The sequence below is a fragment of the Halobacillus sp. ABD4_316 genome (assembly GCF_056161385.1).
In genome coordinates, this window is sequence record NZ_JBSWZA010000005.1 from 92,760 (window position 1) to 117,595 (window position 24,836).

A 24,836-nucleotide genomic window follows, 5' to 3' on the forward strand; every position below is an offset into this window, starting at 1 on the left:
TTTGTACAGGTCACTCAAGGTCCATCGTTCCAGGCTTCACCTTCCATTTCTTAACACTAAGAGGATTATATAGGAATAGATAAGAAAAGGGTATCTATTTTATCTGCCAGAATTCGACAAGGACATGAACTTGACAGATCTTTTATTGAACAATACGGTTTAGTTTGAAATAATAAGGAAGAAGACAATCCTAAGTAAAACACTGGTACGGACATGGAAAGGAAGCGTAATTTTTTGACACAGACAAACGAAGAAACCCTGTATCTCGCTAAAGCAACGAAACAAGATATAGCTGACTTATACTACTGGTCATTCATTGAGGAGCGGCAGGAAGCGAAGGAATGGAATGCTCCCTATATAGAGGAGAAGAAAATGAACCTGGATGAATATGAAGTGCTCTGGCAGAAAGAGCTTGCTCCAGGAATACCGGACGGCCTCGTTCTAAGAATGGACGACCACGTCATCGGCTATGTGGGGTCCTACTGGCTGGACCGCCAGTCCGGCTGGCTGGAGACAGGTATCGTTATCTTTGACTCGCGGTATTGGAACGGAGGGTACGGTTCCTTCGCCTATGAGAAGTGGATCGAATACATCTTTGAAAATACATCCATCCACCGCCTCGGCATGTCGACATGGTCGGGGAACACACGGATGATCCGGGTGGCTGAGAAAACCGGGATGATTGAGGAAGCCAGAGTGAGACAGGCCCGTCTCGTTGATGGAGAATATTACGATGCAGTGAAAATGGGGATGCTCCGCTCGGAATGGGAAGCCTTCCGCCGTAAGCCGTAAATAATAAAGGGGGAGACCAATGAAACATCGTATCCATACATGCTTTATTCATCTGGTATATTTTGATCGGACGAAGGAATGGTATAAACGTGTGCTGCCTTTTGACATTCAGGAAGAAGGAGATGGGTACTTGACGTTTGATTTGGAAGGAATCGGCCTTGTCCTGCTCCAGGCACAGACAGACGCAATACGGCCGCTGCCTTATGCTCCTTTTTTTCTGGAAACGGAAAATATTGAAGAGACGTACCGGGAGTTAAAAGCAAAAGGAGTCAAAGTCGATGAAGTGGAGTCCTTCGGAGGTTCCATCTATGGATGTCACTTTTACGATCCGGAAGGGAATCAGCTTTTAACCTGTTCGGTCGAATAAAAAAGAACCGGGACTGAGGACAGTCCCGGTTTATTGTTATCCCTTATCCTCAGCTTTCTGCAGGCATTAGGGAATGGTCGTTGTTTCCGCATTCCGGACATTGTGTCCAGACGACGTAGGTTACTTTTTCGTCAAAGTTTTTCTGTACGACTTTAATAACTTTCAGCTGGTGATGGAAGCAGCTTGTGCAGCGATCTTTAACCAACTGTCCGACTTTCGTTTTCATCATGTGTATTCACTCCTGAACTCTTAAAGATTAGTACCGAAGCTTCAAGAGTTTTTCCAGTATAACGTATCAGAAGGAGCAGCGTCAAAGAAAGTTCGGCTTATGCTGTCTATTTCCGTTTACCTGCTTATGTTCACTGGTTTGTACTACACGATCCATGGTCAGCAGTGGAGGCTGTCTCGCATTTTTTAAACCATAAAAAGACCGCCCCGGTACAGGGGCGGTCCTTTACGTTTGGACTCGGGTCTGTGCGTTTAACCCTTTTTTCAAGGCTTGGATATATTCGTCTTTCGCCCGGACGGCCAGATCTGCATCCGGGTTAACTCCTTCAAAACCGTGATAGGCTCCTGGGAACAGGTGGAATTCTACATCTACACCAGCTTCGGCGAGCTTTGTCACATAGGCCATCGTCTCACTTCGGAATGGATCGAGCTGACCGACGCAGGTATACGTATAAGGCAGGCGGCTGTAATCCGTTTCTCTTGCAGGGGCGGCGTTGTCCCATGCAGGTTATGTAACAGCACAGGGTGGAAGATATGGAGGTTATCAAATGGCCAAGTCTCCCGGTGAAATTACAGTGAAGGAAGTCTATCAAGCGCTGGGAGATAACCGGATCACACCGTTTTACACCGTGCCGTCGACAGGCGTCGAGTATTTCATTGCTCAGATGATCAGTCATGCAGAAGCACGCTTTCAGGAAGAGTTGGAACAGTTTACGATCCAGCACCTTCTCGATCAGAAAGATGGACGGAGGAAATCTTAAGGTTTTCTCCATTTTTTTGTGGAAATTTCAAAAAGATAGACACCAACTCCCATCCTGGTTTCGATTATCGTGTATACCGGATTTTTTGGGAGGCGGAACAAATGATTGGGATAAACATAAAGGAACAGCAGCGTTTCCAGACAAAGCAGGAGCTCGACCGGCATGTACGGAGTTACTTATACCAGCGAAAAGCCTTTTTATCGGAAGGAACGATGGAAGTCCTCCGCTATGTATGGCGGCACGCTGTCAAATTTCCAGGCGTCGCTTTCCCGAAACGGTCGACCATCGTTTCGGCCGTCTCCTGTAGTGAAAGCACGGTCGTCCGCGTTCTCCGTACTCTCGAAAAAGAAGGCCTGATAGAGAGAGTGAAAACAAAGAAGCCGAACGGCCGGCAGGGAGTGAATTTGATCGTATTTCTTCCACAGCCGGATGTTTTTTTACCTTCCGATGACACCCCTGATGATCCCCTTCGTGACACCCCTCTACCCTCTACTGAGTCAAGCGGCTCTAAGTCCCATCCCTCCAAAACCCTTCAGGAAACAGAGACGAACCTGAGAAAAGCTTCTTTTAGTAAGGTTGACCCCCTCGATCATTCCCACCTGCCATCGTTCATTGCCATTCCATTTATTGAAGCCGCGCGCCCTTTTCTATCTCCGTCTGATGTTCTTAAAGTCTGGCGTACGGTTGAACGTGCGTGCCGCCGGTTGGACGTCGAGGTGATGGATTACATATCAGAAGTTGTATTAACATTTAAGCAGGCGGTTTTCGCCTGGAAGCATGGATGGGTGAAAAAAGGATTATTCCCTTATTTTTATGGAGGACTCGTCAAACAACTACATGCAGCAGTGAAGAAAGAAACAAGGAAAAGATTGGTGGGATATGACTGGGTGGATAGCTGAGAAGTTTTTGTCGAAGGAAAGGAGGTATAGAACCCAAGAGTCTGAAAAATTCCAACAACCGGCATTGACAGGTGCGGGGGAGTGGGGTAGCATATGAAATGTAATGAGATTGAGAATCTTTATCATTTAGTTGATTTAAGGGTATAAAGAGAACTGGATGATGGATTCCGAATTGAATAAAAGAGAGGATGCTACATATGAAGAAATTTTGGCTGTTTGCACTTATACTCGGCCTCGTTCTGCTGGCTGCCTGCGGCGGAGGAGAGGAAGAATCAGCGGAGGAGTCCTCCGGAGAGGAAAGCACAGAAGAATCCTCTTCTGATGAGAGCCGCTCTGTAACGATTGAGGACGCTTCAGGAGAAAAGACGATTGAAGGCACTCCTGAGAAAGTGGTCGTATTAGAGTGGACCTATGCAGAGGATCTACAGGCGCTTGGCATGGAACCTGTTGGTGTTGCTGAACTGGACGCCTACGGGGACTGGGTGAACGTCGGGATTCCATTCAGCGACTCTGTTGAGAATGTAGGGACACGTCAGGAGCCGAATCTGGAAGCGATTTCCCGTTTGGAGCCTGATTTGATCATCGGTGTCCAGTTCCGTCACGAAGCGATTAAAGAAGAACTTGAGAAAATCGCTCCAACGGTCATGTTCGCTCCTTATTCTGAGGAAGCGGCTCAGGATCAATTTGCCAACATGAAGGAAGAATTCAATACGGTTGCAGAAATCGTTGGTAAACAGGATAAGGCTGAAGAAGTCCTCACTAATATGGAGGATACGTTCTCCGAGCAGCAGTCCCGTTTAGAAGAAGCTGGTAAAGAGGGCATGAACTACGTGCTCAGCCAGTCCTTCACCCTGCAGGATACGCCGACACTGCGTTTGTTTACAGACAATTCCATGGCCGCCCAAGTGATGAACAATATGGGCATGACGAATGATCATGAATCAGAAGAACTGGAAGTGTACGGGTACACGGAAACAACGGTGGAAACCCTGCAGAACTATCAGGACACGAACTTCTTCTACATCGTGCAGGAAGAAGACAACATCTTCGAAAACCAGCTGGCCGGCAACCCGGTATGGGAAGAACTGGCCTTCGTAAAAGAAGACCGCACCTATCAAATGCCGGGGGATGCCTGGACATTCGGTGGACCGCTGTCTGCGGAAGTGCTGGCTGAACAGGTCGTGAATGCGGCACTGGAAGAAGAATAAAGTGAGTGTGTGCACATGAACACAACGATGAAGAACACAATAATGGCGGTCTCCACCTTCGGGGGTGGAGCCGCATTGTTGTGTCTTTTAACTTTTATACATATCAATCAAGGAAACGTGGATCTTCCGTTTGCGACGGTGATGGATGCACTTTTCCGCCCGGAAAATACGTTGGAGCACCATACGGTAAGGACGCTTCGATTACCCCGGGCCGTTATGGGGATTCTTGCCGGTGGAGCTCTTGCTGTATCCGGTGTCATCCTGCAGACGGTCACGAAAAATCCGCTTTCTTCATCAAGTACGCTCGGCATCCACTCCGGTACGTACTTTGCTGTAGTCGTCACAACGATTTTTCTGCCGGCTGCATTGGTCGGTAATGGCATTCTCACGGCCTTTCTGGGCGGGATATTGACATTCGGTTTTGTCTACGTTCTATCCGGAGGTGGAGATGCGACTCCGGTGCGTATGGTACTGGCGGGGATGATTGTCACCTTCTTGTTTTCCTCCCTGACATCGGTCCTTCAAATCTTTTATGAGAATGAAACGCGTGGTCTCTTCTTGTGGGGATCAGGGACTCTCGTTCAGAACGACTGGGGCGGAGTGGTCTTTTCGCTTCCGCTTATAGCCGTGTGTGTGCTGATTGTTCTCGCTTTTTCAGGGAAATTAGACACACTGACTCTCGGAGATGACGTGGCGACGGCGTTAGGGCAGAATGTGAGAAACGTGAAGCTCATCACCATCCTGGCTGCGGTGCTGCTGACGAGTGTGACCGTCAGCATTGTCGGGCCGATTGGATTTGTCGGTCTGATCGCCCCCCATTTAATGAAGCTGATCGGCTACAGGTCACATCTGCTGCTTATTCTCGGCTCCTTTTTGTGGGGAGGAAATGTGCTGCTGCTTGCAGATGTTCTCGCCCGTATCATCGATCCCTCTTTTTCTGAGCTTCCTGTTGGGGCGATCACGGCGCTTGTCGGTTCGCCATGGCTCATCTGGCTTGTCCTGCGGATGAAGCGCAGCAACTCTCAGGACAGCGGAGCGGTGATGGCCGGCCGGAACTCGATCAGCATGCCTCTTGGAAAAGTGCTTCCCGTTCTGGCAGCCATTATCCTGGTGACTGTCGGTGTCAGTCTCGTATCAGGGAACTACGGATTTGAGCCGCTCGTCGGTTTTCAGGCTTTCTTTGGGGAAGGCAGCACGTTTATGCAGGACATGATCGTGAACTTGAGGCTGCCGCGGGCCCTCGTGGCCTTGTTCAGTGGAGCAGTCCTTGCATTGAGCGGACTCATTTTTCAAGGGGTGCTGAGAAATCCACTCGCCGACCCGTCCGTCATCGGTATAACCTCTGGTGCCGGAGTAGGGGCGCTTATGACGATGTATTGGTTCAGTGTATCTGCCATCTGGATCCCTGTCGGAGCTATGGCCGGAGCGGTGGTCTTTTTCATCATCGTGATGGTTCTCGGCGCCAAAGCTGAGTTCCAACCGACGGTGCTCGCCCTGCTCGGCATCGGTATTTCTGCTTTCGGGTCTGCGCTTATCCAGATCATGGTCGTGCAGGCTGATCTTGGTGTGGCCTCTGCGCTTACGTGGCTGTCCGGGACAACCTATGCAAAAGGGTGGGACGAGCTTATCCAGTATTTGATCTGGCCGATGCTGCTCCTTGTCCCTGTTCTTGCCTTTTCCATTAAAACACTTGATGTTTTAGGTCTTGGGGATGATACAGCCAAGGGGCTGGGGCTGCGCGTAGTGAATGTGAGGTTCCAAATGGCACTGATGGCTACGCTTCTCGCAGCTTCCAGTGTGGCGGCTGTTGGTTCAATAGGTTTCGTAGGATTGATTGCCCCGCATCTGGCCCGGCTGCTGGTGGGTAGTGCCAATCAGAAGCTGCTGCCGGTCACCATGCTGATTGGCGGCGTACTCCTGGTGACGGCGGACTTATTCAGCCGGACGCTTTTGGCACCTAACGAAATTCCATCAGGAATCCTGGTGGCCATCATCGGGGCCCCATACTTTCTTTGGTTGATGAAAAGAAGGTCTGCATGAGGGTATCATGCCTTTAATCAATCGTGAAGGATGGGTGGTTGAACAGCAGGAAGACAGGGGATCAGCGCCCCTGTTTTCTTTGTTACGTCCACCTCGGACTTTTTACAAAATTCAAACGCTCACGCTTCATTTCCGAATGAAATATGCTAAGATAGGGAGAAAAAAGAACGTGAAAGGGAGAGGTTTATGAAGCTGCCATACATCAAATGCCACGGGTCAGGGAACGATTTCATCCTCATCGATGAAATCGAGCATGACTTTACATTTACCGAGGAAGAAAGAAGAGAGCTGTCGCTTTTGTTATGTGATCGAACGAATGGCATCGGCTCCGATGGCATTTTATTTGTCATGCCGAGTGAGAAAGCGGAAGGCCGGATGCGGATGTTCAACTCCGACGGATCGGAAGCGGAAATGTGCGGCAACGGTCTCCGTTGTGTAGCCCGCCATATGATCGAAAAGCTCGGACATACATCGATTGCGATCGAAACGCAGGAAGCGGTCCTGCCTGTCAGCCAGGTCGCTGAAATTTTCCCGGATATCGATACGTTTTCGGTTCAGATCGAGCCGGTATCGTTTGCCCCTGCTTCCCTTCCTATGATTCATGATGGAGAGCAGGCGGTGGACAGTGCTATCCCTGAACTTTCTGATAAGCGGACATTCACTGCCCTCAGTGTGCCGAATCCCCATATCGTCAGCCTGATGGATAACGTGGATCAGGTTGAGCTTGAACGAATCGGCCGCCGCGCCAACGAACTGCCTGAGGTTTTTCCGAAAGGGGTGAACGTCAGCTTTGTCCAGGTGCTGGAGAAAAATAAAATCTTCGTCCGCACGTATGAACGAGGCGTAGGACTGACGAATGCCTGCGGTACAGCCATGTCCGCCTCGTCGCTCGTATCCACCATCCTGGGTCCGAACGATCTTGATACACCGATTGTCGTCATTAATAAAGGTGGTCTCGTCAACTGTGTTGTTGAAAAGAACGACGGACGTTTCTCTATCCAGCTGCGCGGGAATGGAACAAATGTATACGAAGCTGTGGCTGATGTTGATCTTGAAAACAGCCGCTTCGGGGTAACAGGACAAACGTTTTTTGATAAGGAAAACGAAACGTATGAAAAACTGGAAGCTTATGCTGCTTCCGAAATTGGAGGGTAACCGATGTTGAAGACGTTTCATGTACGCACGGATCATCATGACCAAATGATTGATGTGACCAGCCAGGTGCAGGACTGGATCCGTGAAGAAGGTGTGAAGGACGGCGTCGTCATCGTCTCTTCCATGCATACCACCGCCGGGCTCACGGTAAATGAAAATGCCGATCCTGATGTGAAAACCGATATGCTCCGCCGTTTCCGCAAAGTGTACCCGTGGGATCAGGCCGAAGATAAACATGCAGAAGGCAACACAGCTGCGCATATGAAAACGAGCACCGTCGGTCATGCACAGACGTTGATTGTAGAAGACGGCCACCTTGTACTCGGCACGTGGCAGGGGCTGTACTTCTGTGAGTTTGACGGCCCGCGCAGCCGTAAATTCGTAGCTAAAGTGTTATAAGTGAAAGAGCAGGCACTGCGCCTGCTCTTTTTTTAGGTAGAAAAGCCTGTCACATTCGAGCAGCAGGCCATGCTATAATTTAGAAAGGATAGTGGTTCCTGCCAGTTGAATAGGGTGTCGGCTGATCCCCATGTCTCAAAGATGGAGGGGGTGATGCCTCTGAGTATGTATGAATCGCTGATGGTGATGATCGCGTTCAGTTCCCTGATCGTGTCTTTGCTTGGTTTGATTGTAGCGATTTTACGCATAAAAAAATAGACTCCCTATTCTGACGTGAATGCGGGTGAGTCTATTTTTCATGTAGGCTGCGCCCTTTGGCAGACCAGCTATCCGTAGAGGGGATCACAGTGCCAGCTGTGGTCCCTTTTCTTATGTGTATCCTTTATCTGCTTTTATCATACCACATTTTCCTGAAAAAGAAACCTGAACGAGCGTTCCTGTCCTTTGCCAGACTGCGGGATATCGGTCTTTTTTCGGTTATATCAGTCGAAACGGCCCTGATATCGGTCTTTTTGTGGATATATCGGTCACATCCGCAGCATATCAGTCAAACCGCGGATATATCGATTTCACCTCTGACGCAGCCATATAAAAATATCCAGCACGCCTGAACAAAGGCATGCTGGATAGTAATCAGCAGATCGAATCTTTCGGGTTCGGGTTTTTCAATCCGAACAATGGCCGCAGGAAGAGGGCGAGATACGTTCCAATCAGCGCCATAATCATCCACACCCAGCCGTGCAGGCTGAAGGAGGCAATACCGCCGAAATACGCACCGATGTTACAGCCGAAGGCCAGGCGGGCGCCGTATCCCATGAGGATTCCACCGATGATGGAAGCGAAACCGATCCCCGGTTTGATTTTACCCGGCTTGAAGTTCCCCTGCGTACTGGCAGCGATAAAGGCACCAAGGATGATGCCGAAGTTCATGACACTTGTAGAGTCTGCAAGCACCGTCTGATTAAGGGGCGCTGGGTTCTCAGACCAATACTGCCAGCTCGCCACATCGACACCGAACATCTGGATGAACTGGGATCCCCAAAGCGCAAACGCAGATGTAATGCCCCACGGGTTTCCGCGGACAGCAAGGGTGATGGCGTTCAATACACCGAGGGCGACAGCGGCGGCGAGAAGCGGCCACGCGCCACGCCATAGACGTTTAAGCCCGGTGGTCGTTTTCAATGGTTCCATCCGCGGCGGGTTCTTTTTCCTGGCGAACTTCACCGTTACACCGTAAATGCCGAGGAAGATGAGAAGCTGGAGAATCCACCCTCCGAAGTAGCCGAGTCCTGTGGATTCAGCAAGAGAAATCGCAGGAAGGGCCGGAGTTTCCCGCCAGAATCCGATGTGATAGGCACCGAGGACAGACCCTGCGATAAAGCCGAGCAGAGTCAGAACCATGGAAGACTTTCCGCCACCGACCGTGTAAAGAGTACCAGATGCACAGCCGGAACCCAGCTGCATCCCGATACCGAAGATGAAGGAACCGAATACAACACTCACGCCGACAGGGAAAACGTACCCTTGCGGAGTGGTTCCGGTGAAGCTGAAGCCTGTACCTAAAATGATGGCAAAGCCTGTCGTTGCGACAGCGAGCATCAGCATGTGTGACTGCAGTCCCTGGACGTTACCGACAGAAAGCAGCCGCCGGAAGGCTGATGTAAAGCCGAATCGTGCGTGAAGCAGCACGAGACCGAAGGCGAGTCCGATGATAAACAGAACCCCCTGCGTAACATTGGTCATGCTGATAATTGTTATGAATAAAAGCAGGGAAGCGATGATGCCAGCCCACATGAACGGCTTTTGGACCGGATCAAGCTGGGCAGGAATCGTAGACCGGCTGGACGCCGTCTGATGAACTGCTTGTTGCTGCATGTGCTATTCCTCCTAATTCCGATTTGTTTAATGAGCTTTAAACATTCTAACCGACCAGTCTTCTATTTGTAAACCAGTTTGCATACAATGGTTGTACAAAGAGAACACAGATCATTCTTTACGGAGATTTAACACTATATGGCAGATACAAGTGGTACACTCAAAGTGTGGACAGGAAGGTTGAATACAATTATTGGAGGGATGTCTTATACCTGTCGTTCGCTCATATGTCACTCGCTGGTTTTTCTTTGTTTGTATCAACTCAAACCGAAGAACTTCTTGGCGTACATCAGGCGCACCTCCCCCTACATAAAATATAATGAAAAGCGGCGCGTTACGCGTGGCTTTTTTTGCTTGATCTGCATAATTTTCATGCAGGAAAGGGAATTCTACGATTAGCAGACAAAAAAGCCGGGTATGGGTACATTAATAAGCCTACATAGGAAGGAATGAATGCAATGCCGAAGAAGAAGGAATGGCACGTAATTTTCCTGTTGGACAGCAAGAGGGTCGTCACCCACGATCTTGAATTGAGTGAGGAAATGGACGAAAAAGAAACCTCCGAATTTATTGTCAAACAGCTGGACCGTGGCACATGGTGGTTCCTTGAGGATGGCGTAGCGCTTCACACAAGCGGAGTGGAAAGCTTCTATCTTGACCGCTGTGCCCGACGCACACGTTTCAGCAGAGATTGACGCCCACCTTTCTAAATTATGGGGAACGATTGAGAAGTATGATAAAAAGACCGGATGATGTTCATCCGGTCTTTTTTATGTTTCCAGAAAAGGCTGGGAATAATGGACAGTGCCGTTGATGTCTTTCAGGACGCCGGGCTGCAGTTCAAGAGCCATGAACGACTCTCCCGGTACTTCAAATGGCGCTTCAATACCCCAGTGGGAGGCGGGTTGGAAACCGAACTTCGGATAGTAATCCGGGTGGCCGAGGACGATGACAGAAGAAAAGCCGAGCGCTCCGGCTTTTTTCAGGCCGTGTTGAATGAGCGATGAACCGATTCCCTCGCGCTGCCTCTCCGGGTCCACGGCTGCCGGTGCAAGGGCGAGGGATACGTTATCTCCAATCGTGATTTTGGTGAGCAGGAGATAACCGATGATTTCACCGTCATCAACGGCTGTTAAGGCCAGTTCAGGAATAAAAGCTTCAGAGGTGCGCAGTCTTTCGACCAGCAGGTGCTCGGTATGATCGCTGTGCTCTTCCAGCGCAAATGCACGTTGAATAAGTTTTCCGACGGACGTTACGTCAGACGGCTGTTCCTGTTGAATGAGTACAGGCATAAAAAAACTCCCTTCGTTATCTAAAAGGGAGTTTCTCACAATCGGTGCCTATTTAAAAGGATTATTCCAGAATTTCCACTTCGATCTGACGTCGCCCGTAATCAAAGGCATCTCTTTCCTCTGCCATAAATAAGTCGATCCGGTGACCTTCGATATCTCCCCCGATGTCTCCGGCTGTGGCTGTTCCGTAGCCGGGAACCCGGACGGTCGAGCCGAGCGGGATGACGGAAGGATCGACAGCAATGACTTTCTTGTCAGGATTGGCGCGAAGATCGATGCCGGTGTAGGTCGTTCCACTGCAGCCTTCACAGAAAGCGGTATAGGCTGTCGCTTCAACGGCTACCGTCCGTTTCACATCATCCTTTTTGTTTTGCGAAGCAAAGGAGGCTTCTTTTTCTTCTTTATCTTCAAAGCGGTTGTGCTGGTCTTCTTTTTCATCGAGGATGGTTGCTTTTTTATCAACAGGCTGGGCCGTCTTATCGGTTTCCTCAGCACTTGAAATATGGTCGATTCCGGAAAACAGGGTAAGCATGACAGCAAAGGATAGGAAAAATTTCATCATGTCATCCACCTCTTTCGCATTAGATCTGAGAGCAGTATAACAGGTGTGTCTGTAGATAAACAAATACAAAATACCTACAGATTGATTACAGTTCCATGACATTCGACGGACGCGGGTTTTCTTTTGGAAGACGGGACCGGGACGCAGGGAGCATTCGTGAAAAAAACGAAAAAAGGGACGATAGACGTTTACGAATCTATCAATGGTCATGCTATAATAGTTGAGGATTATGTACGATTCTGGATCACAAGAAAGCTGTGAAAAAAGGAGGACCAGACCATGATCACATGTCCTCAATGTAACCATGAAAACGCCGAGGGATCGCGTTACTGTTCCCAGTGTGGAGCATCCTTATCAGAAGAATCCCCGGCTGATGCGGAGAAGAAACGATCGTGGCTGCCCATTCTTACACCTGCGATAGTCCTTGTTGTGGTGGGGGCGGCCCTTTATTTTGTCTATGACCAGGAAACAGGGATAAATGAAGATGCAGCCTCGTGGAAGACGGAAGCGGAGGAAGCAGCCCTTGCCGGAGATTACCGGGAAGCAGAGAAGCTGCTTACGCGTGCCATCCAGGAACGTCCGGATGCAGAGGCGCTGCAGGAGGAGTTGACCCACGTACAAAGTGTGCTCCGTATGGAAAAGGAACTGGAAGAAGTGTCCAAGCTGCTCGAAGAAGGCAGCCTTTCAAAAGCGGATGACCAGCTGTCTGAAGTCCAAACAGCCTTAAGACAGGAAAACGGACGGATCTATCAGACACTTGTACCAACAGTGAATGAGATGGATTCCAGATTCACTCTACAGGAAGTGAATGAGGAACTTTCCAAAATTACAGATGTGGATGAGCTGGCTGCCAAACTGAATACCCTTTCGGATTTGAATTTGGAAGAAGCAGCCAAGGTCCGGGAAAAGATTTATGAAAAAATCGTCAACCGTTCCACGAAAACGGCAGAGGCAGCGGCTGAGAACAAACGATACACTGAAGCCATCGCTCTGATTGATGAAGGTCTTCAGTACGTCTCGAACGATGAAAAGCTGATCCAGCTGAAAGAACGGGTGCAGCAGGAGAAGCAGGCGTTTGAACAGGCCGCTCAGGAACGTTTGGAAAGTGCGATGCAGCAGGCCGCCAAGGATGAGCTTCGTAATGAAACCGAAGCCTTGGAAGTAGTGGATATCCAAATGGAAAAAGATGAATTCGGTGATTATAAAATCAGTGGCGAATTGAAAAGTCTGGCCACCCAGGTGATCAGCACAATCAGTGTGAAATATGACATTAAAACACAGGACGGAGAAGTCGTCCGGTCAGAATCCGCCAAGGTGTACCCCAACTACTTAAATCCAGGCAGTACAGGCAAGTTTGAGAAAATGTACTACAACCTGGAAGAAGGGGAATACATGGTGGAAATGACAGAGCTGGAATGGCTAGTAGAATAGGAGGATGCGGCAATGAAACGCTCCTGGATGATCAGCCTGATCGTCTCTTTACTTATCGTCGGAGGCGGTACGGCGGGCGTTTTCTATATTCTGGACACGGTGCCGGAACAATTGGCGGTGTCGGCTGTACTCAATCAGCCTCCTGAAGAAGATGAGAAAAACGCAGAAGTGCCAAAAGAAACACAGGACATTATCTATGAATCTCAAAAGCTTGTCGTCCAGATTGAACTTCCGGACGGCACGATCGGCTCGGGGTTTTTATACAATGACAAGGGCGATGTGGTTACGAATGCCCACGTTGTCGCCAACGCCGAAGAAGTCTCTGTTATTACGACGGACAGTAAAAAGATGCCGGGGGATGTTATCGGGGTGAGCCGCGATACAGATGTTGCGGTTGTCCGTGTACCCGGCCTTGAGGGGCGCGATCCGCTCCCGATCCGGACAGAGGGCTATGCCGAGCTGCTGGACGAAGTGCTGGCGCTTGGAAGTCCACTCGGTCTGCAGAATACGGTGACACGCGGTGAAATCAGCGGCGTGGACCGGACGCTGGATATCGAGCCGTTCCATTACGAAAACACGTATCAGATTTCCGCGCCGATTTCCCCGGGGAACAGCGGTGGTCCGCTGCTTGACCGGGACACGGGTGAAGTAGTCGGAATCAATTCAGCCAAGCTGGATGAGGAAACGATCGGTTTCAGTATCCCGATTGCCGATGTGCTGCCGATGGTGGAGCGCTGGAGCGAAACGCCGATGGAATCGCTGCCTGAATTCCCTGAGCTGAATGAACAGGTGCAGTCTCCGGTTACCGGTACAGATGCAGAACAGGCGACGTACATGGTGCAGTATTTTTATGACAGCATCAACCAAGGCGACTTTGTGACGGCCTATTCCTTGATCAGTTCAAGCTGGCAGGAGAAGACGTCGTTTGAAGAGTTCCGTTCAGGCTATTACAATACGCTGAGTGTATCCGTCGATAACCTTGTCGCTGATCCGAAGGACGATCAGGTTGTCGTGACCGCCTTCATCACCGCTGAAGAAACCGTGGATGGAGAAGTCAAGGTTAAGAAATATAAAGTGGTGTATCCGATTCAGAAGGAAAACCAGTCGGTGAAGATCATGCAGGGATCCGGCGAGGAAATCAGTAACGAATCCAAAGAAGAAGAATGACGAAACCACCGCTCATGATAAGAGCGGTGGTTTTTTTATCGGTTATGGATTTCTACAGCGCCCCGGATGCCTGATTCAATGGCCCCTTCAATCCATCCGTGGTAGGAGGAGGTGTGTTCGCCGGCGAAATGGATGCGGCCTTCCGGCAGAGGGATGATGTCCTCCAAGTCCCTGCTCTGACCCGGAGTGAAAAGGGTGAAACAGCCCGCAGAGTATGGGTTTCGGCTCCAGTTGTAGACGATGCTGGTCATATACGTATCATAGACGACCCGTCCGTATACCTTGGCAAGGTCGCTCATCACTTCCTCTACGGCCTGCTTTTTACTGAGGCTGTTGAATAACAGCGCATTCTGTCCCCACGTGTAGCTGGCAAGCAGAATTCCCGGCCCCGGTTTTCCACCGTCATGGCTGGGCTGGTAAATGAAGCGGGAGGGATAATCGGTGATGATGTTCCCGACCGGATACTGCTCCCAGAATTTATATGAAAATTCTATGCCTATTTTTACAGCTGGAACATTGATGATTTCGTGGATCGCTGCCCATTTTTTTATGGAAATCGTGTCATACGGACGGACGTCGATCCATTGGAAAGTCGTAAAAGGGATGGTCGTCAGGACATAATCTCCGGTCCAGGTGGAATAGCCTCCGGTTTTTTCATTCTTTGACACGACCTGTACGCCATCTTTGTAATGATTGATTGCAACGGCCCGTTCGCAGAAGTAGATGGCGGAGGAGAGCTCCGGGTAAAAGGCCCATGGCAGCCGGTCATTCCCGCCTTTGATTTCCCTGAATTTCGTATCCCCTTGGAAGATTGGAAACGTAATGTCAGTGAGGATGTTCAGAAATGCGAATTCCGGGAAACCTTCAATTCCAAGCAGGACCTTGATTTTCCTCACAGCATTTAAAGACATGGAGGGGCCGTAGGGGTTGTTCCTTAAATATTCACTCATGGAAAGGTCCGAATAGCGGTCTCTGAGGTGTTCTTTTTCAGCATCACTGCTGTGGTTATAAACATCAAGAAACGGCTGGACGGCTGACAGAAACAGTTCTTTGGCCGTTTTGCCCTGCTCCTCCGAATCTACAGGAAAATCAAGAATGGCAGGGTTTTGTTCATAAATGCGGTGATACACTTTTTTTCCATTAATCAACAAGAGGTCATTTTTCCGCGTGTTTTGAAAAGGATTGGTTTCCAGTCCGAATTTGTCGACATACGCATATACAAGCTTATGATTGGTCGGTATCCGCATCGCTCCGACATCGAGGTAATTGCCATTCGTGAACGGGGCACGGACCGTATAGACTCTTCCACCCAGACGGCTGTCAGCTTCAAGGATGGTCACCTTATGACCGGCATCCTTTAATAAACCAGCTGCCGACAGTCCGGCCATGCCGGCACCGATAATGATCACCCGCTTCTTTTGAGCAGACGGCGAAAGACCCTTATGGATGATACGGAGAAAATCATCTGGATATGTAAAGCCCTCGGATTGATAATTCGTCATGGAAAACACCCCCTTTTATGGTTATTCAGTCCATTTAATGAACAGTACGGTTCTATGGATGTAATTTCCAACGTGCATATTCATAGTGAGCCGCACATGAATTAGTAAAGGGGGGAATGGCCGATGTATCAATTATTCCGACAGGACGGATCTGACAGGCAGATCCGAGTCCAGGGATCAGGAAGTGTTAAAGTGAAGCCGGATACAGCCGTTGTTCAGCTCGGTGTTGTGACGGAAGGGACCGATCTCACCTCGGTTCAGAATGAAAATGCAGCGGTCACCAGCATGGTGAAAAATCAGCTGATGGCTGCAGGTGTGGACGAGACGAATATTCAAACATCCGATTATTCCGTGTTTCCGCAGTACGATTATGTGGATGGGAAACAGGTGTTCCGAGGATATCAGGTTTCCCATATGTTGACCGTGACCGTAGATGATATTGAACAGACAGGCGCAGTCATTGATGCTGCCGTCCAAAGTGGTGCCAACCGGGTGACGAACATCGAGTTTACGGTGAGTCAGTCTTATTACTATTATCAAAAGGCCCTTCAAATCGCCCTCGGGCAGGCTCTTGCCACAGCACAGACGATCGCGAATACGATGAATGTGAGGCTTGACCAGCAGCCGGTCCGTATTGTCGAGGAAAAAAGTCCGGACGTTTCTCCTCTTCAGCCTTATGCCAAAACACAGGCGCTAAGTGAGAGTGCTGTACCGATCGAGCCGGGGATGATGGAGATTACAGCCCGGGTGGATGTCTGGTTTCCATTTTATCCTTAAAACACAGGGACTTTGACTGTGTTTTTTTATATGGAGAAAAAGGTCTTGGTTTAAAATGTTGTGCCGAGGAAAAACATCCATTACAATGGGCAGTAACAGATGTTCGCAGGTAAGGAGAGGTCACATGGAAAACTTACTGCTCGCTTTCGGTCTCACCCTGTTTGCAGGGCTTGCTACCGGAGTAGGGAGCATACTCGCATTTTTCACATCAACAACAAACACACGATTTTTATCTTTGTCACTCGGTTTTTCGGCCGGAGTGATGATTTACGTATCCATGATCGAAATTTTCTTCAAGGCCCAGGACTCCCTCATAAGTGCGCTCGGAAATGAAATGGGCCAGTGGATTACAGTGGTGTCCTTTTTCGGAGGCATGCTGCTTATTGCTCTCATCGATAAAGTGATCCCGAAAGCAGGCAACCCTCACGAAGTGAAAAAGGTCGAGGATATGACACAGGACAAGCAGAAGGACCGCGATCTTTTGAAGATGGGAACGTTCACAGCCCTCGCCATTGCGATCCACAACTTTCCGGAAGGGATTGCCACCTTCACAGCGGCATTGAATGACCCGGCACTTGGCATTGCCATTGCCACCGCTATTGCGATCCATAACATCCCGGAGGGAATTGCGGTCTCAGTACCGATTTATTTCGCCACAGGGGATAAGAAAAAGGCGTTCAACCTGTCCTTTTTAAGCGGGTTATCCGAGCCGATCGGGGCCATTCTTGCCTATCTTGTGCTTATGCCGTTTTTGAATGATATGGTTTTCGGAATCCTCTTCGCCGGAGTTGCCGGCATTATGGTATTTATATCCCTTGATGAACTGCTTCCGGCCTCAAGAAGGTACGGGGAGCCGCACTTATCTATTTACGGCGTTGTCGCCGGAATGGCAGTCATGGCCCTGAGCCTGCTGTTGTTTATTTAATGCCTTTCTGTCATGGGATTTGTAGGAGGCGGCCTTGGGAATGACTCCCTTTCCGTGCCATCCCTTGCTCTGAATAAATAGCAGACCGGACCCCTGATTCCAGACGGAAACGATTTAGTAAGCGTATGAAATATCAACAACAGACTTTAACAGAGCTTATTTAATAAAAATCCCCCGGCTGCCTGATGGCGTCCGGGGGATTTTTTAATACGTCTTTCCTGTATAAAGATCTTCGATGACGCTTTGGATAGCCGCTTTTTTCCGCTGGATCAGCCGCCAGTTGATGGTGATGGATTCCTCCTGTCTGCTTCCAAGACGGGTAAGGTCATCCTCGACTTCGACCGTATGCATGCTCAGTGCCTTGAATTTTTCAGCGGCTTTATCCTTGAGCCAGGCGGTCATGTGCTCATTCAATTGATCAGTCTGCTCATCTTTGGAAGTGAAGGAGGTGCGGAATTTAAACTTTCCCTGCTGGAATGAAAGGGTCGTCTTTTCTGAGTCTGTCTGCTCAAATAACAGCTTATAGGAGCGGCCGAGATAGGTGATTTTCTGTCCTTCTTCCAATAAGAAAGGTCCAAGGTAGAGGTCTTCGTGCGTTTTCTGCCAATGATTGATGATCCAGTCGGCTTTCTTTTCTACAAACGCATGGACTTTCTCATCCGATTTCTCCTCAGGCGCCGTCACCTGGACCCCGTTCAGATCATCCAGGTAAATTTTCGTGAACTGCAGCTGCGGCTGTTTATGGACGGTATATTGGATCGTTGTCTGATTATGCTGTAGGAGCGGCATATCAAGACCTCCTTTACATGTCGGTGATGTTGTAAAAAAACAGTGCCCCTGAATAGAGGAGCACTGCTTGGAGATTACAGGGTGATTTTCGCTTCCCGCTTCTGAAAATCGACGTCCTGGTAATACGAGTTCTTCACAAGAACGTTTGGACCGAGGCATTCCACCGCCGGGCAGTGACAGTTGAGGCTTTTCGCCGTGTCGGTCTGCATCCACTGTTGGTATGCGTGTTCCAGGGAAGTGTCCTGAATGTTGCCAAGACCAGGCTCGTCCCCGAAGTCGGTGACGATAATGTCGCCGCTGAATATGTTGACATTCAAGCGGGAGCGCCCATCCGGGTCGTTCCTTACCGTCACATTTTTCGCGCTGTACAGGCGCTTCAGCATGTCCAGATCCTCATCATTGGTGCTGCATGGATAATAAGGCAGGGTGCCGAACAGCATCCACGTATCTTCATCGCGGTGATCAAGCAGACGGTTGATTCCTGTACGCATATCCTCAAGGCTCAGCGTTTCAAGAGCACTGGCGAAGTCCACCGGGTACATGGGATGTTGGGAATCTTGCAACTCTTTAACCCTTGATTCATCAGCGAATCCAGAAGGGTACATAGGGTGAATCTCATGGCGACCACAGCCCATCTCCTCTACAATCTGAGTGTGGATTTTTTCAATGTGAGGGAGGGTGTTTTTGTTCAGCATTGTCTCAGCAGAAACCAGTACTCCCATCTCAGAAAGAGCCTTAGAGTTAGCTTTCATTCTCTCAAATAATGCTTTCCTTTTCTCCCTGTCAGGTTTCTTCTCCATCATGGCAAAACCAATATCAGCAAATTCATCTGCTGTTCCCCAGTTATGTGAAATATGTAGTACATCAAGATAAGGGGCAATCTCCTTGTACCTGTCCAGAGGGAGTGTAAGGTTTGAGTTGATCTGAGTGTACAAACCTCTCTCATGAGCATATTTCAGTAATGGAAGCACATAATTCCTAACTGACTTCTTAGACATCATAGGCTCTCCACCTGTAATACTAATGGTCTTGAGTGTAGGCACTTCTTCTAATCTCTGTATAAGCAGCTCAATAGGCAGAGCCAAAGGGTCTATGTTAGAAAGGGTATGTCCTACAGCACAATGGGCGCACCTCATGTTACAAAGGTATGTTGTAGTAAACTCTACACTAGAAAGAGCATTCCTACCATAGTCCTTAATATTGGTGTAAGCCTCCCATGGGTCATTGTCAGGAGTAGTCTTTCTTTTAACTTGATTATCTATCATTAAAATTCTCCTATCTATGGTACTTCCTAATAATTATGAATAAGGGCTATCACTTATGTCAATGTCAGAAGAGTGCCTGTATATTATTCTGTTGCTGTATATATTGAGTTACAGTATAATGTAATACAGAGGGGAGGAAATGCTGTGGCATTGACTAAAGAGAAGGTAGCTATATATGTCAGGAAATCAAGGCTCAAGGACTCTGAAGCACTTGAAATTGACAGGCAGGTTGAGCTGCTGATTGATTACGCAGATAAAAATGGTTATGAGTATGACATCTATAAGGAAGAAGGTAGTTCAGAGGACTGGAATAGACCAGACTTTCAGCGAATGATTAGGGCTATCCAGACTCAGGCTTATGATGGTGTACTGGTAACAGATCAGGACAGATTATCAAGGGATAGGACAGACTTTGGTTTGTTCTGTAGGATTCTTAAACAAGAGGGGATTCTGCTCCATACCCTGAATAAGACATATAACTTTATGAATGATGAGGATATGTTCATGTCAGGGATGCAGTCTGAGATGGATAACCATTTCATGCGAATGACTAAAAGGAAACTCAGGAGGGGGAGAATCCAAGCAATTAAAAAAGGAGTATGGTTTGGGTCTACTCCATTTGGATACCTCAAGGACAGCAAAACTAAAAAGCTGATGCCTCATCCAGAGGAATCTGAGGTTATCAAGAAAGTGTTTCAATTGTATGTATCAGAGGGCTACAATCAGGCTGAGATTTGCAATTATCTTAACCTGAGGGGTCACAGGACTAGGGAGGGTAAACAATTCACTACAAGGGCTACATCAGTCTTTCTCAGTAATGTTGCTTATCTAGGGATTGTGCAGTATCAGATGGAGAATGAGGAGCCTGTGTACAGAGAGGACTCTCATCCTGCTCTGGTAACTAAAGAAGTGTTTGACCTGGCTCAGAAGATCAAAGCTGAGAAAAGGATTGTGCCTCAGTCATCACAGAAAGGACAGTATGCCTTGTCTAAGCTGATTGTCTGTTCTAAGTGTGGTCAAACTTTATCCTTCTGCCAAAAGTACACAGACAGAGCTGCTAAAGAGAAATTAGATAAAAGCAGTAGGGAGTTGTTTGTTCTTAATTGCCATGCCTCTAAGTCCAATAAGAAAAAAAGGGAATGGGGAGATAAGGAAAGATGCAGGAACAATGGTGTTAAGTCCAGAAGGGTAGAAGAGGCAGTCTTTGAGAAATTGGAACAGAAACTCCATCTGATTGATAAAGAAATTGATGAGATTCTAAGTGGTGCTAATGATTTTATCAATAAGGTTGCAAATGAGGAGCAAGTCCTTAAAGAAAGATTGGAACAGCTTGAGGCTCAGAAAAAGAAAGTTCATCAGGGGTACATCATGGATATCTTTTCTGATGAAGAAGCAAGGAATCAGATCAAAGAGTTAAAGGAACAGCAGTTAGAAATTGAGGAGCAGTTAAAGTCCCTTGAGGGTACTGATGTTAAGTCTGAGATTGACAGGAAGAAGCAGCTCAAGGCTAAGATTGAATACCTACTGTCCATGGAGGCAAATGAACCTCCTAAGACCAATAAATTACTGAATGAGATACTGGAATGCGTATATTACTGGAAAGAGAAATCTGATGTAGGCTCTGAGAAACCTTTTGAAATATGGCTTAAATTTAAGAAACAAATATAATTCCCATTGGAGTAAGTCTCGAAACTGAGGCTTAACTCCTTTTTTTATGGTCTTTTTGTGTCAGTAATAACCTCCTAAGGTACTCTTGTTGGTTAGGAATGTTGCCTGTTAGAATTACAGAATAAGTCATTACAATTTACTGTCTTGTGGCTTTATTGGGTTTTTTAAGTTTTATGGAAAGGATTTGGAGGAATGTCAATAGAGAAACATCAGCTAGAAAGTCATTTGGAGGTAAAATTGATGAGTCCAAGTAGGCATAATTGGAGAGAGGCAATGCCTGTTGTGATTCAAGAGTATTTGCTTTACTTAGGTTATCATCAGCATCATCCTCAAGTTGAGAAAAAAGATGCTCTTATCATTGCAGATCAGTTGCTCAACAGAATCAAGGAAGATTCCATAGATGATGAAACAGTCCAGTATTATAAAACTCAAGAACCTAATACCTACCAGAAAATATATAGAGATTGCGTATGGTATCTGAGGGAATATGGTGACAGGAAAGAATCATGATTCTCTGGGGCTTTTAAGTTTGAAAGTCATGGGGATGCAGTCTAAGTTTGATGTAGAGATTAAAAATCAAAGAACTGGCTGAGTAACTTGTTGGCGGACTTGTTACATAAGAATATTTTAATGGTACAATGTGTCACATATGTAGATAAGCCTCTAATGATAGCTGTGTAATCCAATTAAGGAGGAATTGCATGGCTGATAAAATCATTTTTAGGGGTAAACAGGAAATTAAGGGTACTGTGACTAGTGATAATGGAAAAGTTGCTGTTATCCATCTGGATGCAGGAGGTACAATGACAGTAGCTACAGAGGACATTGCGCTAGTGCCAGTTAAGACAAAGAGAAAAAGAAATGCTAAGGCTGATGAGGAGTCTAAGCAGTCAGGAGAGTCAGAGGAGTAATCCTTTGGCTCTTTTATTTTTATACATAATGGTTTGTCTCACCCTCGAATATCTTGTAAGAAAATTCATGCGCCTGTATGGATGAAATTCTTAACAAATGTCTCAAAAGTGTATTGCAGTATTCTGTAATTTGTTGTAATATAAGTACAGAGTTAAAAAACAAGGAGGAAACATAAAATGTCTCAAAACCACAAAGAATTATTCAATCAATTAATTAAAGGAATGCAGGAAATCTCAGAGGGGATCTTGAATGGTGATGAGGAGTTGAATGAGCTGCTTGCAGATGCCAATCAGGAAACTGGTCTTTTCCAAGAATCTCTGGATGAATTAGTGATGAAAATGCAAGTCTGGATGATGGATAAATAAGTAAGAGTCCTGCTGATGCAGGGCTTTTTTCTTTTTATTTAAAAAAGTCTCAAAAATGTCTCAAAAGTGTATTGCGGTATTCTGTAATGTTTAGTATAATAAGTATAGAAGGGAGGAGAGAGATGACCTACAGAGAAATCACCAAGGCATTAAAGTCGAAAGGGTGTTATTTCTACAGACAAGGGAGAGGGGCGCATGAAATTTGGCGCTCACCCATTACAGGTAAGAAATTTCCCATTAGCAACCATGGTGGAAAAGCAATTCCCAAAGGTACAGTAAAGAACATTGAAAAACAGTCAGGGGTAAGGCTCACATAGAGCTTTGCCTTTGGCATATGATATAATATAGAAAAACTGTAGGAGGTAGGTTATCTCTTGGCTATGTACAAATATTACGCATTAATTGAGAAAGATCAGGTGGATGACTCAGGTGCTTATCTTGTTAGCTTTCCTGATATTGAGGAGTGCTTTACTGATTCAGAAACTTTAATTGGTGCTGTATCAATGGCTCAGGATGTTCTGGAGAGCATGTTAAGTGTCTTTGAGGATGATGGTGATGTCATTCCAGCTCCAAGTAAACCTGAGGATATTAATGTCCCAGATGGTGCAAGTTTAGTCATGATTACAGTAGATACATCTGATATTGCAGATGAATCCCCTCAGGCTGTCTTATAAGGCAGTCTGCTTTTTTTTGTGGGGCAGTTTTTTCTGCGGGGAGCAGTTTTTTTTTGCAGGTGGTGTGCAGTTATTGAGCTGCTAAGGTGTCATTTCCAATAATCAGGGAATTTTCAGCCTCATTTTGATACTGATGTTTTAGGGCTATCAGCCTCATGGTGATACATAAGGATTTGAGGCAGGAGTCAGATCAGGAGGCGCATAAGTAAGGAAATAAAAGTCAGACAATTTTCTAAGCCTTGGGAGACAAGGGATTGAGGCTTTAAAGTATTAACAGCAAAATAATCTTAACAAAATATACTTTAATTCCTTATACATCAGCTAACATACTATATGTAAGAAACTGAATAACATGAAAAATAAACTACAATATAAAAAGTGTTAAACAGTTTAAAACAGTTAAGTAAAACAGTTAATAAACAGTATATAGAGTATATGGTAAGTAAGTAAAAGAATATAGGTAAGTTACTTTATTATGGTGAGGACAGCAGGACAAGATAGTGAGAGAGAAAGGCTCTTGGATGATACAAGCAGATCACAGTCTCCTAATCTCTCTCTCTAAGTCTGTCTCCTAAATGTCTGCTTGAAAGTACATCTGAGGGCTTTTTCAGTCTGATGGTTATTAGCAATTGGCTAGTAGCTGTCAGGCTTTTTTATTTATGTAAGGGGGATATTTGATGTACAGAGAAACAAAAGATGGTTATGCAGAAGTAGTCAGCTTGTCCCACCTTAATAATCAGGTTGTACCCTTGCTAGAGGATGAATTGATTCCTGTAGGCAGTTATGCTGAAAGTGAATGGATTAATACTGAGGGCTTTGGTACTGTGGCATTTACAATGATGTCAGATATTGAGGTGGACAGTTATATTGAGATTCATTGGAGTCATGATGGCATTCATTATCATGGTTCTACTCCTAATGTTCTGCCTAGTGGTATTGGTATTAGAAAGACTGCCATTACTCCTACTTATGCCAGATACTTTAAGTTGGCAATCAGTAATGCAGATGATAAGGATGCTACTTTTGATGGTCATGCCTATTTAAAGGTTATGTAAGGAATTAGGGGCTGTTTCAGCCTCTTTTTTTTTGCCATATATCCAAGTTATTCAGAGAGAAGGACTCCATTTTTACTGTATAGGGGTAGTTGAAAAAGCAGGGGGAGGGTACTTTGAGGACTTGGATTTTTATTGGATAGTAAATGAGCTGCTAATGACCAGTAAATGGACAGGAAATGTACTTTAAATGGACTGTGTTAAATGCCTTAATACCAGTATGTAGAGGCTGTAAATGTACAGGAAATGAACAGTTAGGAAACAGGTAGGAAATGTAGACAAAGAGAAAGCAAAATGTCCAAGAAATGAGGAGTGTAAGCAATATGAAAAATTCTAAAAAAGCACTAAAGCCTGAGCAGTATAAGGCAATAGCATTGATGATATACAAGGATGTTAATGGGCTGACTAATGACCAGATTGCTAAAGAGGTGGGGGTTAATCCTTCTACCCTGTATGAGTGGAAAAAGAAGCCTCAGTTTAATGAGGAGTTAATCAGGCAGTCTGAGGAGATACAGAAGTCCTTCCTTGCTGACACATATACACAGCTTAGAATGATAGTTAATAATGAGAATGTTAAGGTAGGTAACAAACTGAAAGCAATTGAGTTAGTCCTCAAGAATCAAGGCAGACTTAAAGATGTTCAAGAGCAGACAATTGTACAGGAAGAAAAGTCTCTTGATGATCTGCTAACTGAATTAGATAATGTTTAAAGGCAGAGCTTAGTCTCTGTC

29 protein-coding genes and 1 pseudogene are annotated in these 24,836 nt (G+C 46.8%); 22 read left to right on the forward strand and 8 right to left on the reverse strand.

Going from position 1 to position 24,836, the window contains the following annotated elements; all coding sequences use genetic code 11:
* Positions 1-234: 234 nt before the first annotated feature.
* Together ACXAJH_RS17260 and ACXAJH_RS17265 are read left to right on the forward strand one after the other, a co-directional pair.
* On the forward strand, positions 235-792 hold the full coding sequence (locus ACXAJH_RS17260; RefSeq protein ID WP_027953751.1) for a GNAT family N-acetyltransferase: 558 nt from the start codon (positions 235-237) through the stop codon (positions 790-792).
* Between the two features lie 19 nt (positions 793-811).
* Entirely contained in the window at positions 812-1,159 is a 348-nt protein-coding gene (locus ACXAJH_RS17265; protein ID WP_474994721.1) for a VOC family protein, read from the forward strand.
* A gap of 49 nt (positions 1,160-1,208) precedes the next feature.
* On the opposite strand, the gene ACXAJH_RS17270 is transcribed toward ACXAJH_RS17265, so the two are convergent.
* Together ACXAJH_RS17270 and ACXAJH_RS17275 are read right to left on the reverse strand one after the other, a co-directional pair.
* Positions 1,209-1,388 (reverse strand): hypothetical protein, encoded by a 180-nt coding sequence (locus tag ACXAJH_RS17270; RefSeq protein ID WP_474968082.1) that lies wholly within the window; start codon positions 1,386-1,388, stop codon positions 1,209-1,211.
* 225 nt (positions 1,389-1,613) lie between these two features.
* Positions 1,614-1,880, reverse strand: a pseudogene (locus ACXAJH_RS17275) (alpha/beta hydrolase); the annotation flags it as partial.
* Between the two features lie 55 nt (positions 1,881-1,935).
* Here ACXAJH_RS17275 and ACXAJH_RS17280 point away from each other — a divergent pair.
* The 7 genes from ACXAJH_RS17280 to ACXAJH_RS17310 all read left to right on the forward strand — a co-directional run bounded on the left by ACXAJH_RS17280 (position 1,936) and on the right by ACXAJH_RS17310 (position 8,107).
* Positions 1,936-2,148 (forward strand): hypothetical protein, encoded by a 213-nt coding sequence (locus ACXAJH_RS17280; RefSeq protein ID WP_474994722.1) that lies wholly within the window; start codon positions 1,936-1,938, stop codon positions 2,146-2,148.
* Between the two features lie 101 nt (positions 2,149-2,249).
* Entirely contained in the window at positions 2,250-3,047 is a 798-nt protein-coding gene (locus ACXAJH_RS17285) for a helix-turn-helix domain-containing protein (protein WP_474994724.1), read from the forward strand.
* Positions 3,048-3,244: 197 nt separating this feature from the next.
* Positions 3,245-4,255, forward strand: a complete 1,011-nt coding sequence (locus tag ACXAJH_RS17290) for an ABC transporter substrate-binding protein (protein ID WP_474968086.1) — start codon at positions 3,245-3,247, stop codon at positions 4,253-4,255.
* A 15-nt stretch (positions 4,256-4,270) separates the two neighbouring features.
* Positions 4,271-6,295 carry an iron ABC transporter permease gene (locus ACXAJH_RS17295; protein ID WP_474968087.1) on the forward strand — a complete coding sequence of 675 codons (2,025 nt, stop codon included), beginning with the start codon at positions 4,271-4,273 and terminating at the stop codon, positions 6,293-6,295.
* Positions 6,296-6,481: 186 nt separating this feature from the next.
* Positions 6,482-7,450, forward strand: coding sequence for a diaminopimelate epimerase (gene dapF / locus ACXAJH_RS17300; protein ID WP_474971710.1), 969 nt, complete (start codon positions 6,482-6,484; stop codon positions 7,448-7,450).
* Positions 7,451-7,453: 3 nt separating this feature from the next.
* Positions 7,454-7,849, forward strand: coding sequence for a secondary thiamine-phosphate synthase enzyme YjbQ (locus ACXAJH_RS17305; RefSeq protein ID WP_474994726.1), 396 nt, complete (start codon positions 7,454-7,456; stop codon positions 7,847-7,849).
* Between the two features lie 165 nt (positions 7,850-8,014).
* On the forward strand, positions 8,015-8,107 hold the full coding sequence (locus tag ACXAJH_RS17310; RefSeq protein WP_422875628.1) for a putative holin-like toxin: 93 nt from the start codon (positions 8,015-8,017) through the stop codon (positions 8,105-8,107).
* A gap of 375 nt (positions 8,108-8,482) precedes the next feature.
* On the opposite strand, the gene ACXAJH_RS17315 is transcribed toward ACXAJH_RS17310, so the two are convergent.
* Positions 8,483-9,724 (reverse strand): YeeE/YedE family protein, encoded by a 1,242-nt coding sequence (locus tag ACXAJH_RS17315; RefSeq protein WP_474994728.1) that lies wholly within the window; start codon positions 9,722-9,724, stop codon positions 8,483-8,485.
* A gap of 458 nt (positions 9,725-10,182) precedes the next feature.
* Between ACXAJH_RS17315 and ACXAJH_RS17320 the strand changes: the two genes are divergently transcribed.
* Positions 10,183-10,419 carry a hypothetical protein gene (locus tag ACXAJH_RS17320; protein ID WP_027953760.1) on the forward strand — a complete coding sequence of 79 codons (237 nt, stop codon included), beginning with the start codon at positions 10,183-10,185 and terminating at the stop codon, positions 10,417-10,419.
* A gap of 75 nt (positions 10,420-10,494) precedes the next feature.
* Here the strand turns inward: ACXAJH_RS17320 and ACXAJH_RS17325 are convergent, their stop codons facing one another.
* On the reverse strand, positions 10,495-11,016 hold the full coding sequence (locus tag ACXAJH_RS17325) for a GNAT family N-acetyltransferase (protein ID WP_474968091.1): 522 nt from the start codon (positions 11,014-11,016) through the stop codon (positions 10,495-10,497).
* Between the two features lie 61 nt (positions 11,017-11,077).
* The gene (locus tag ACXAJH_RS17330) at positions 11,078-11,578 is read right to left on the reverse strand and encodes a 3D domain-containing protein (RefSeq protein ID WP_474968092.1); all 501 of its coding nucleotides are present in this window, start codon (positions 11,576-11,578) and stop codon (positions 11,078-11,080) included.
* A 279-nt stretch (positions 11,579-11,857) separates the two neighbouring features.
* On the opposite strand from ACXAJH_RS17330, the gene ACXAJH_RS17335 reads away from it, so the two are divergent.
* Positions 11,858-13,009, forward strand: a complete 1,152-nt coding sequence (locus ACXAJH_RS17335) for a zinc ribbon domain-containing protein (RefSeq protein WP_474968093.1) — start codon at positions 11,858-11,860, stop codon at positions 13,007-13,009.
* A 12-nt stretch (positions 13,010-13,021) separates the two neighbouring features.
* Positions 13,022-14,176: a S1C family serine protease gene (locus tag ACXAJH_RS17340; RefSeq protein ID WP_474994729.1), complete on the forward strand. Its 1,155-nt coding sequence runs from the start codon at positions 13,022-13,024 to the stop codon at positions 14,174-14,176.
* Positions 14,177-14,211: 35 nt separating this feature from the next.
* Here the strand turns inward: ACXAJH_RS17340 and ACXAJH_RS17345 are convergent, their stop codons facing one another.
* Positions 14,212-15,678, reverse strand: a complete 1,467-nt coding sequence (locus tag ACXAJH_RS17345; RefSeq protein WP_474968095.1) for a flavin monoamine oxidase family protein — start codon at positions 15,676-15,678, stop codon at positions 14,212-14,214.
* A 123-nt stretch (positions 15,679-15,801) separates the two neighbouring features.
* Here ACXAJH_RS17345 and ACXAJH_RS17350 point away from each other — a divergent pair, with 123 nt between their 5' ends.
* Both ACXAJH_RS17350 and zupT read left to right on the forward strand, forming a co-directional pair.
* A complete protein-coding gene (locus ACXAJH_RS17350; RefSeq protein ID WP_474991573.1) occupies positions 15,802-16,455 on the forward strand; it encodes an SIMPL domain-containing protein in 654 nt (217 codons plus the stop codon).
* Between the two features lie 124 nt (positions 16,456-16,579).
* Positions 16,580-17,380: a zinc transporter ZupT gene (gene zupT / locus ACXAJH_RS17355; RefSeq protein ID WP_474968098.1), complete on the forward strand. Its 801-nt coding sequence runs from the start codon at positions 16,580-16,582 to the stop codon at positions 17,378-17,380.
* Positions 17,381-17,584: 204 nt separating this feature from the next.
* Here zupT and ACXAJH_RS17360 read toward each other — a convergent pair whose 3' ends face one another.
* Positions 17,585-18,169, reverse strand: coding sequence for a YgjP-like metallopeptidase domain-containing protein (locus tag ACXAJH_RS17360; protein ID WP_474994731.1), 585 nt, complete (start codon positions 18,167-18,169; stop codon positions 17,585-17,587).
* A 74-nt stretch (positions 18,170-18,243) separates the two neighbouring features.
* A complete protein-coding gene (gene yfkAB / locus ACXAJH_RS17365; protein WP_474994732.1) occupies positions 18,244-19,434 on the reverse strand; it encodes a radical SAM/CxCxxxxC motif protein YfkAB in 1,191 nt (396 codons plus the stop codon).
* 144 nt (positions 19,435-19,578) lie between these two features.
* On the opposite strand from yfkAB, the gene ACXAJH_RS17370 reads away from it, so the two are divergent.
* From ACXAJH_RS17370 to ACXAJH_RS17405, 8 genes are all read left to right on the forward strand, one after another.
* The gene (locus tag ACXAJH_RS17370; RefSeq protein WP_474994734.1) at positions 19,579-21,102 is read left to right on the forward strand and encodes a recombinase family protein; all 1,524 of its coding nucleotides are present in this window, start codon (positions 19,579-19,581) and stop codon (positions 21,100-21,102) included.
* A 192-nt stretch (positions 21,103-21,294) separates the two neighbouring features.
* Positions 21,295-21,612, forward strand: a complete 318-nt coding sequence (locus tag ACXAJH_RS17375) for a hypothetical protein (RefSeq protein WP_474994735.1) — start codon at positions 21,295-21,297, stop codon at positions 21,610-21,612.
* Positions 21,613-21,803: 191 nt separating this feature from the next.
* The gene (locus ACXAJH_RS17380) at positions 21,804-22,013 is read left to right on the forward strand and encodes a hypothetical protein (RefSeq protein ID WP_474994736.1); all 210 of its coding nucleotides are present in this window, start codon (positions 21,804-21,806) and stop codon (positions 22,011-22,013) included.
* Positions 22,014-22,190: 177 nt separating this feature from the next.
* Positions 22,191-22,379: a hypothetical protein gene (locus ACXAJH_RS17385; RefSeq protein WP_474994738.1), complete on the forward strand. Its 189-nt coding sequence runs from the start codon at positions 22,191-22,193 to the stop codon at positions 22,377-22,379.
* Positions 22,380-22,501: 122 nt separating this feature from the next.
* Positions 22,502-22,696, forward strand: coding sequence for a type II toxin-antitoxin system HicA family toxin (locus ACXAJH_RS17390; RefSeq protein WP_474994739.1), 195 nt, complete (start codon positions 22,502-22,504; stop codon positions 22,694-22,696).
* Positions 22,697-22,759: 63 nt separating this feature from the next.
* Positions 22,760-23,053: a type II toxin-antitoxin system HicB family antitoxin gene (locus ACXAJH_RS17395; protein ID WP_474994848.1), complete on the forward strand. Its 294-nt coding sequence runs from the start codon at positions 22,760-22,762 to the stop codon at positions 23,051-23,053.
* A 677-nt stretch (positions 23,054-23,730) separates the two neighbouring features.
* Positions 23,731-24,108, forward strand: a complete 378-nt coding sequence (locus ACXAJH_RS17400) for a hypothetical protein (RefSeq protein ID WP_474994741.1) — start codon at positions 23,731-23,733, stop codon at positions 24,106-24,108.
* A 320-nt stretch (positions 24,109-24,428) separates the two neighbouring features.
* Positions 24,429-24,815 (forward strand): phBC6A51 family helix-turn-helix protein, encoded by a 387-nt coding sequence (locus ACXAJH_RS17405; RefSeq protein ID WP_474994742.1) that lies wholly within the window; start codon positions 24,429-24,431, stop codon positions 24,813-24,815.
* The last annotated feature ends 21 nt before the right edge of the window (positions 24,816-24,836 follow it).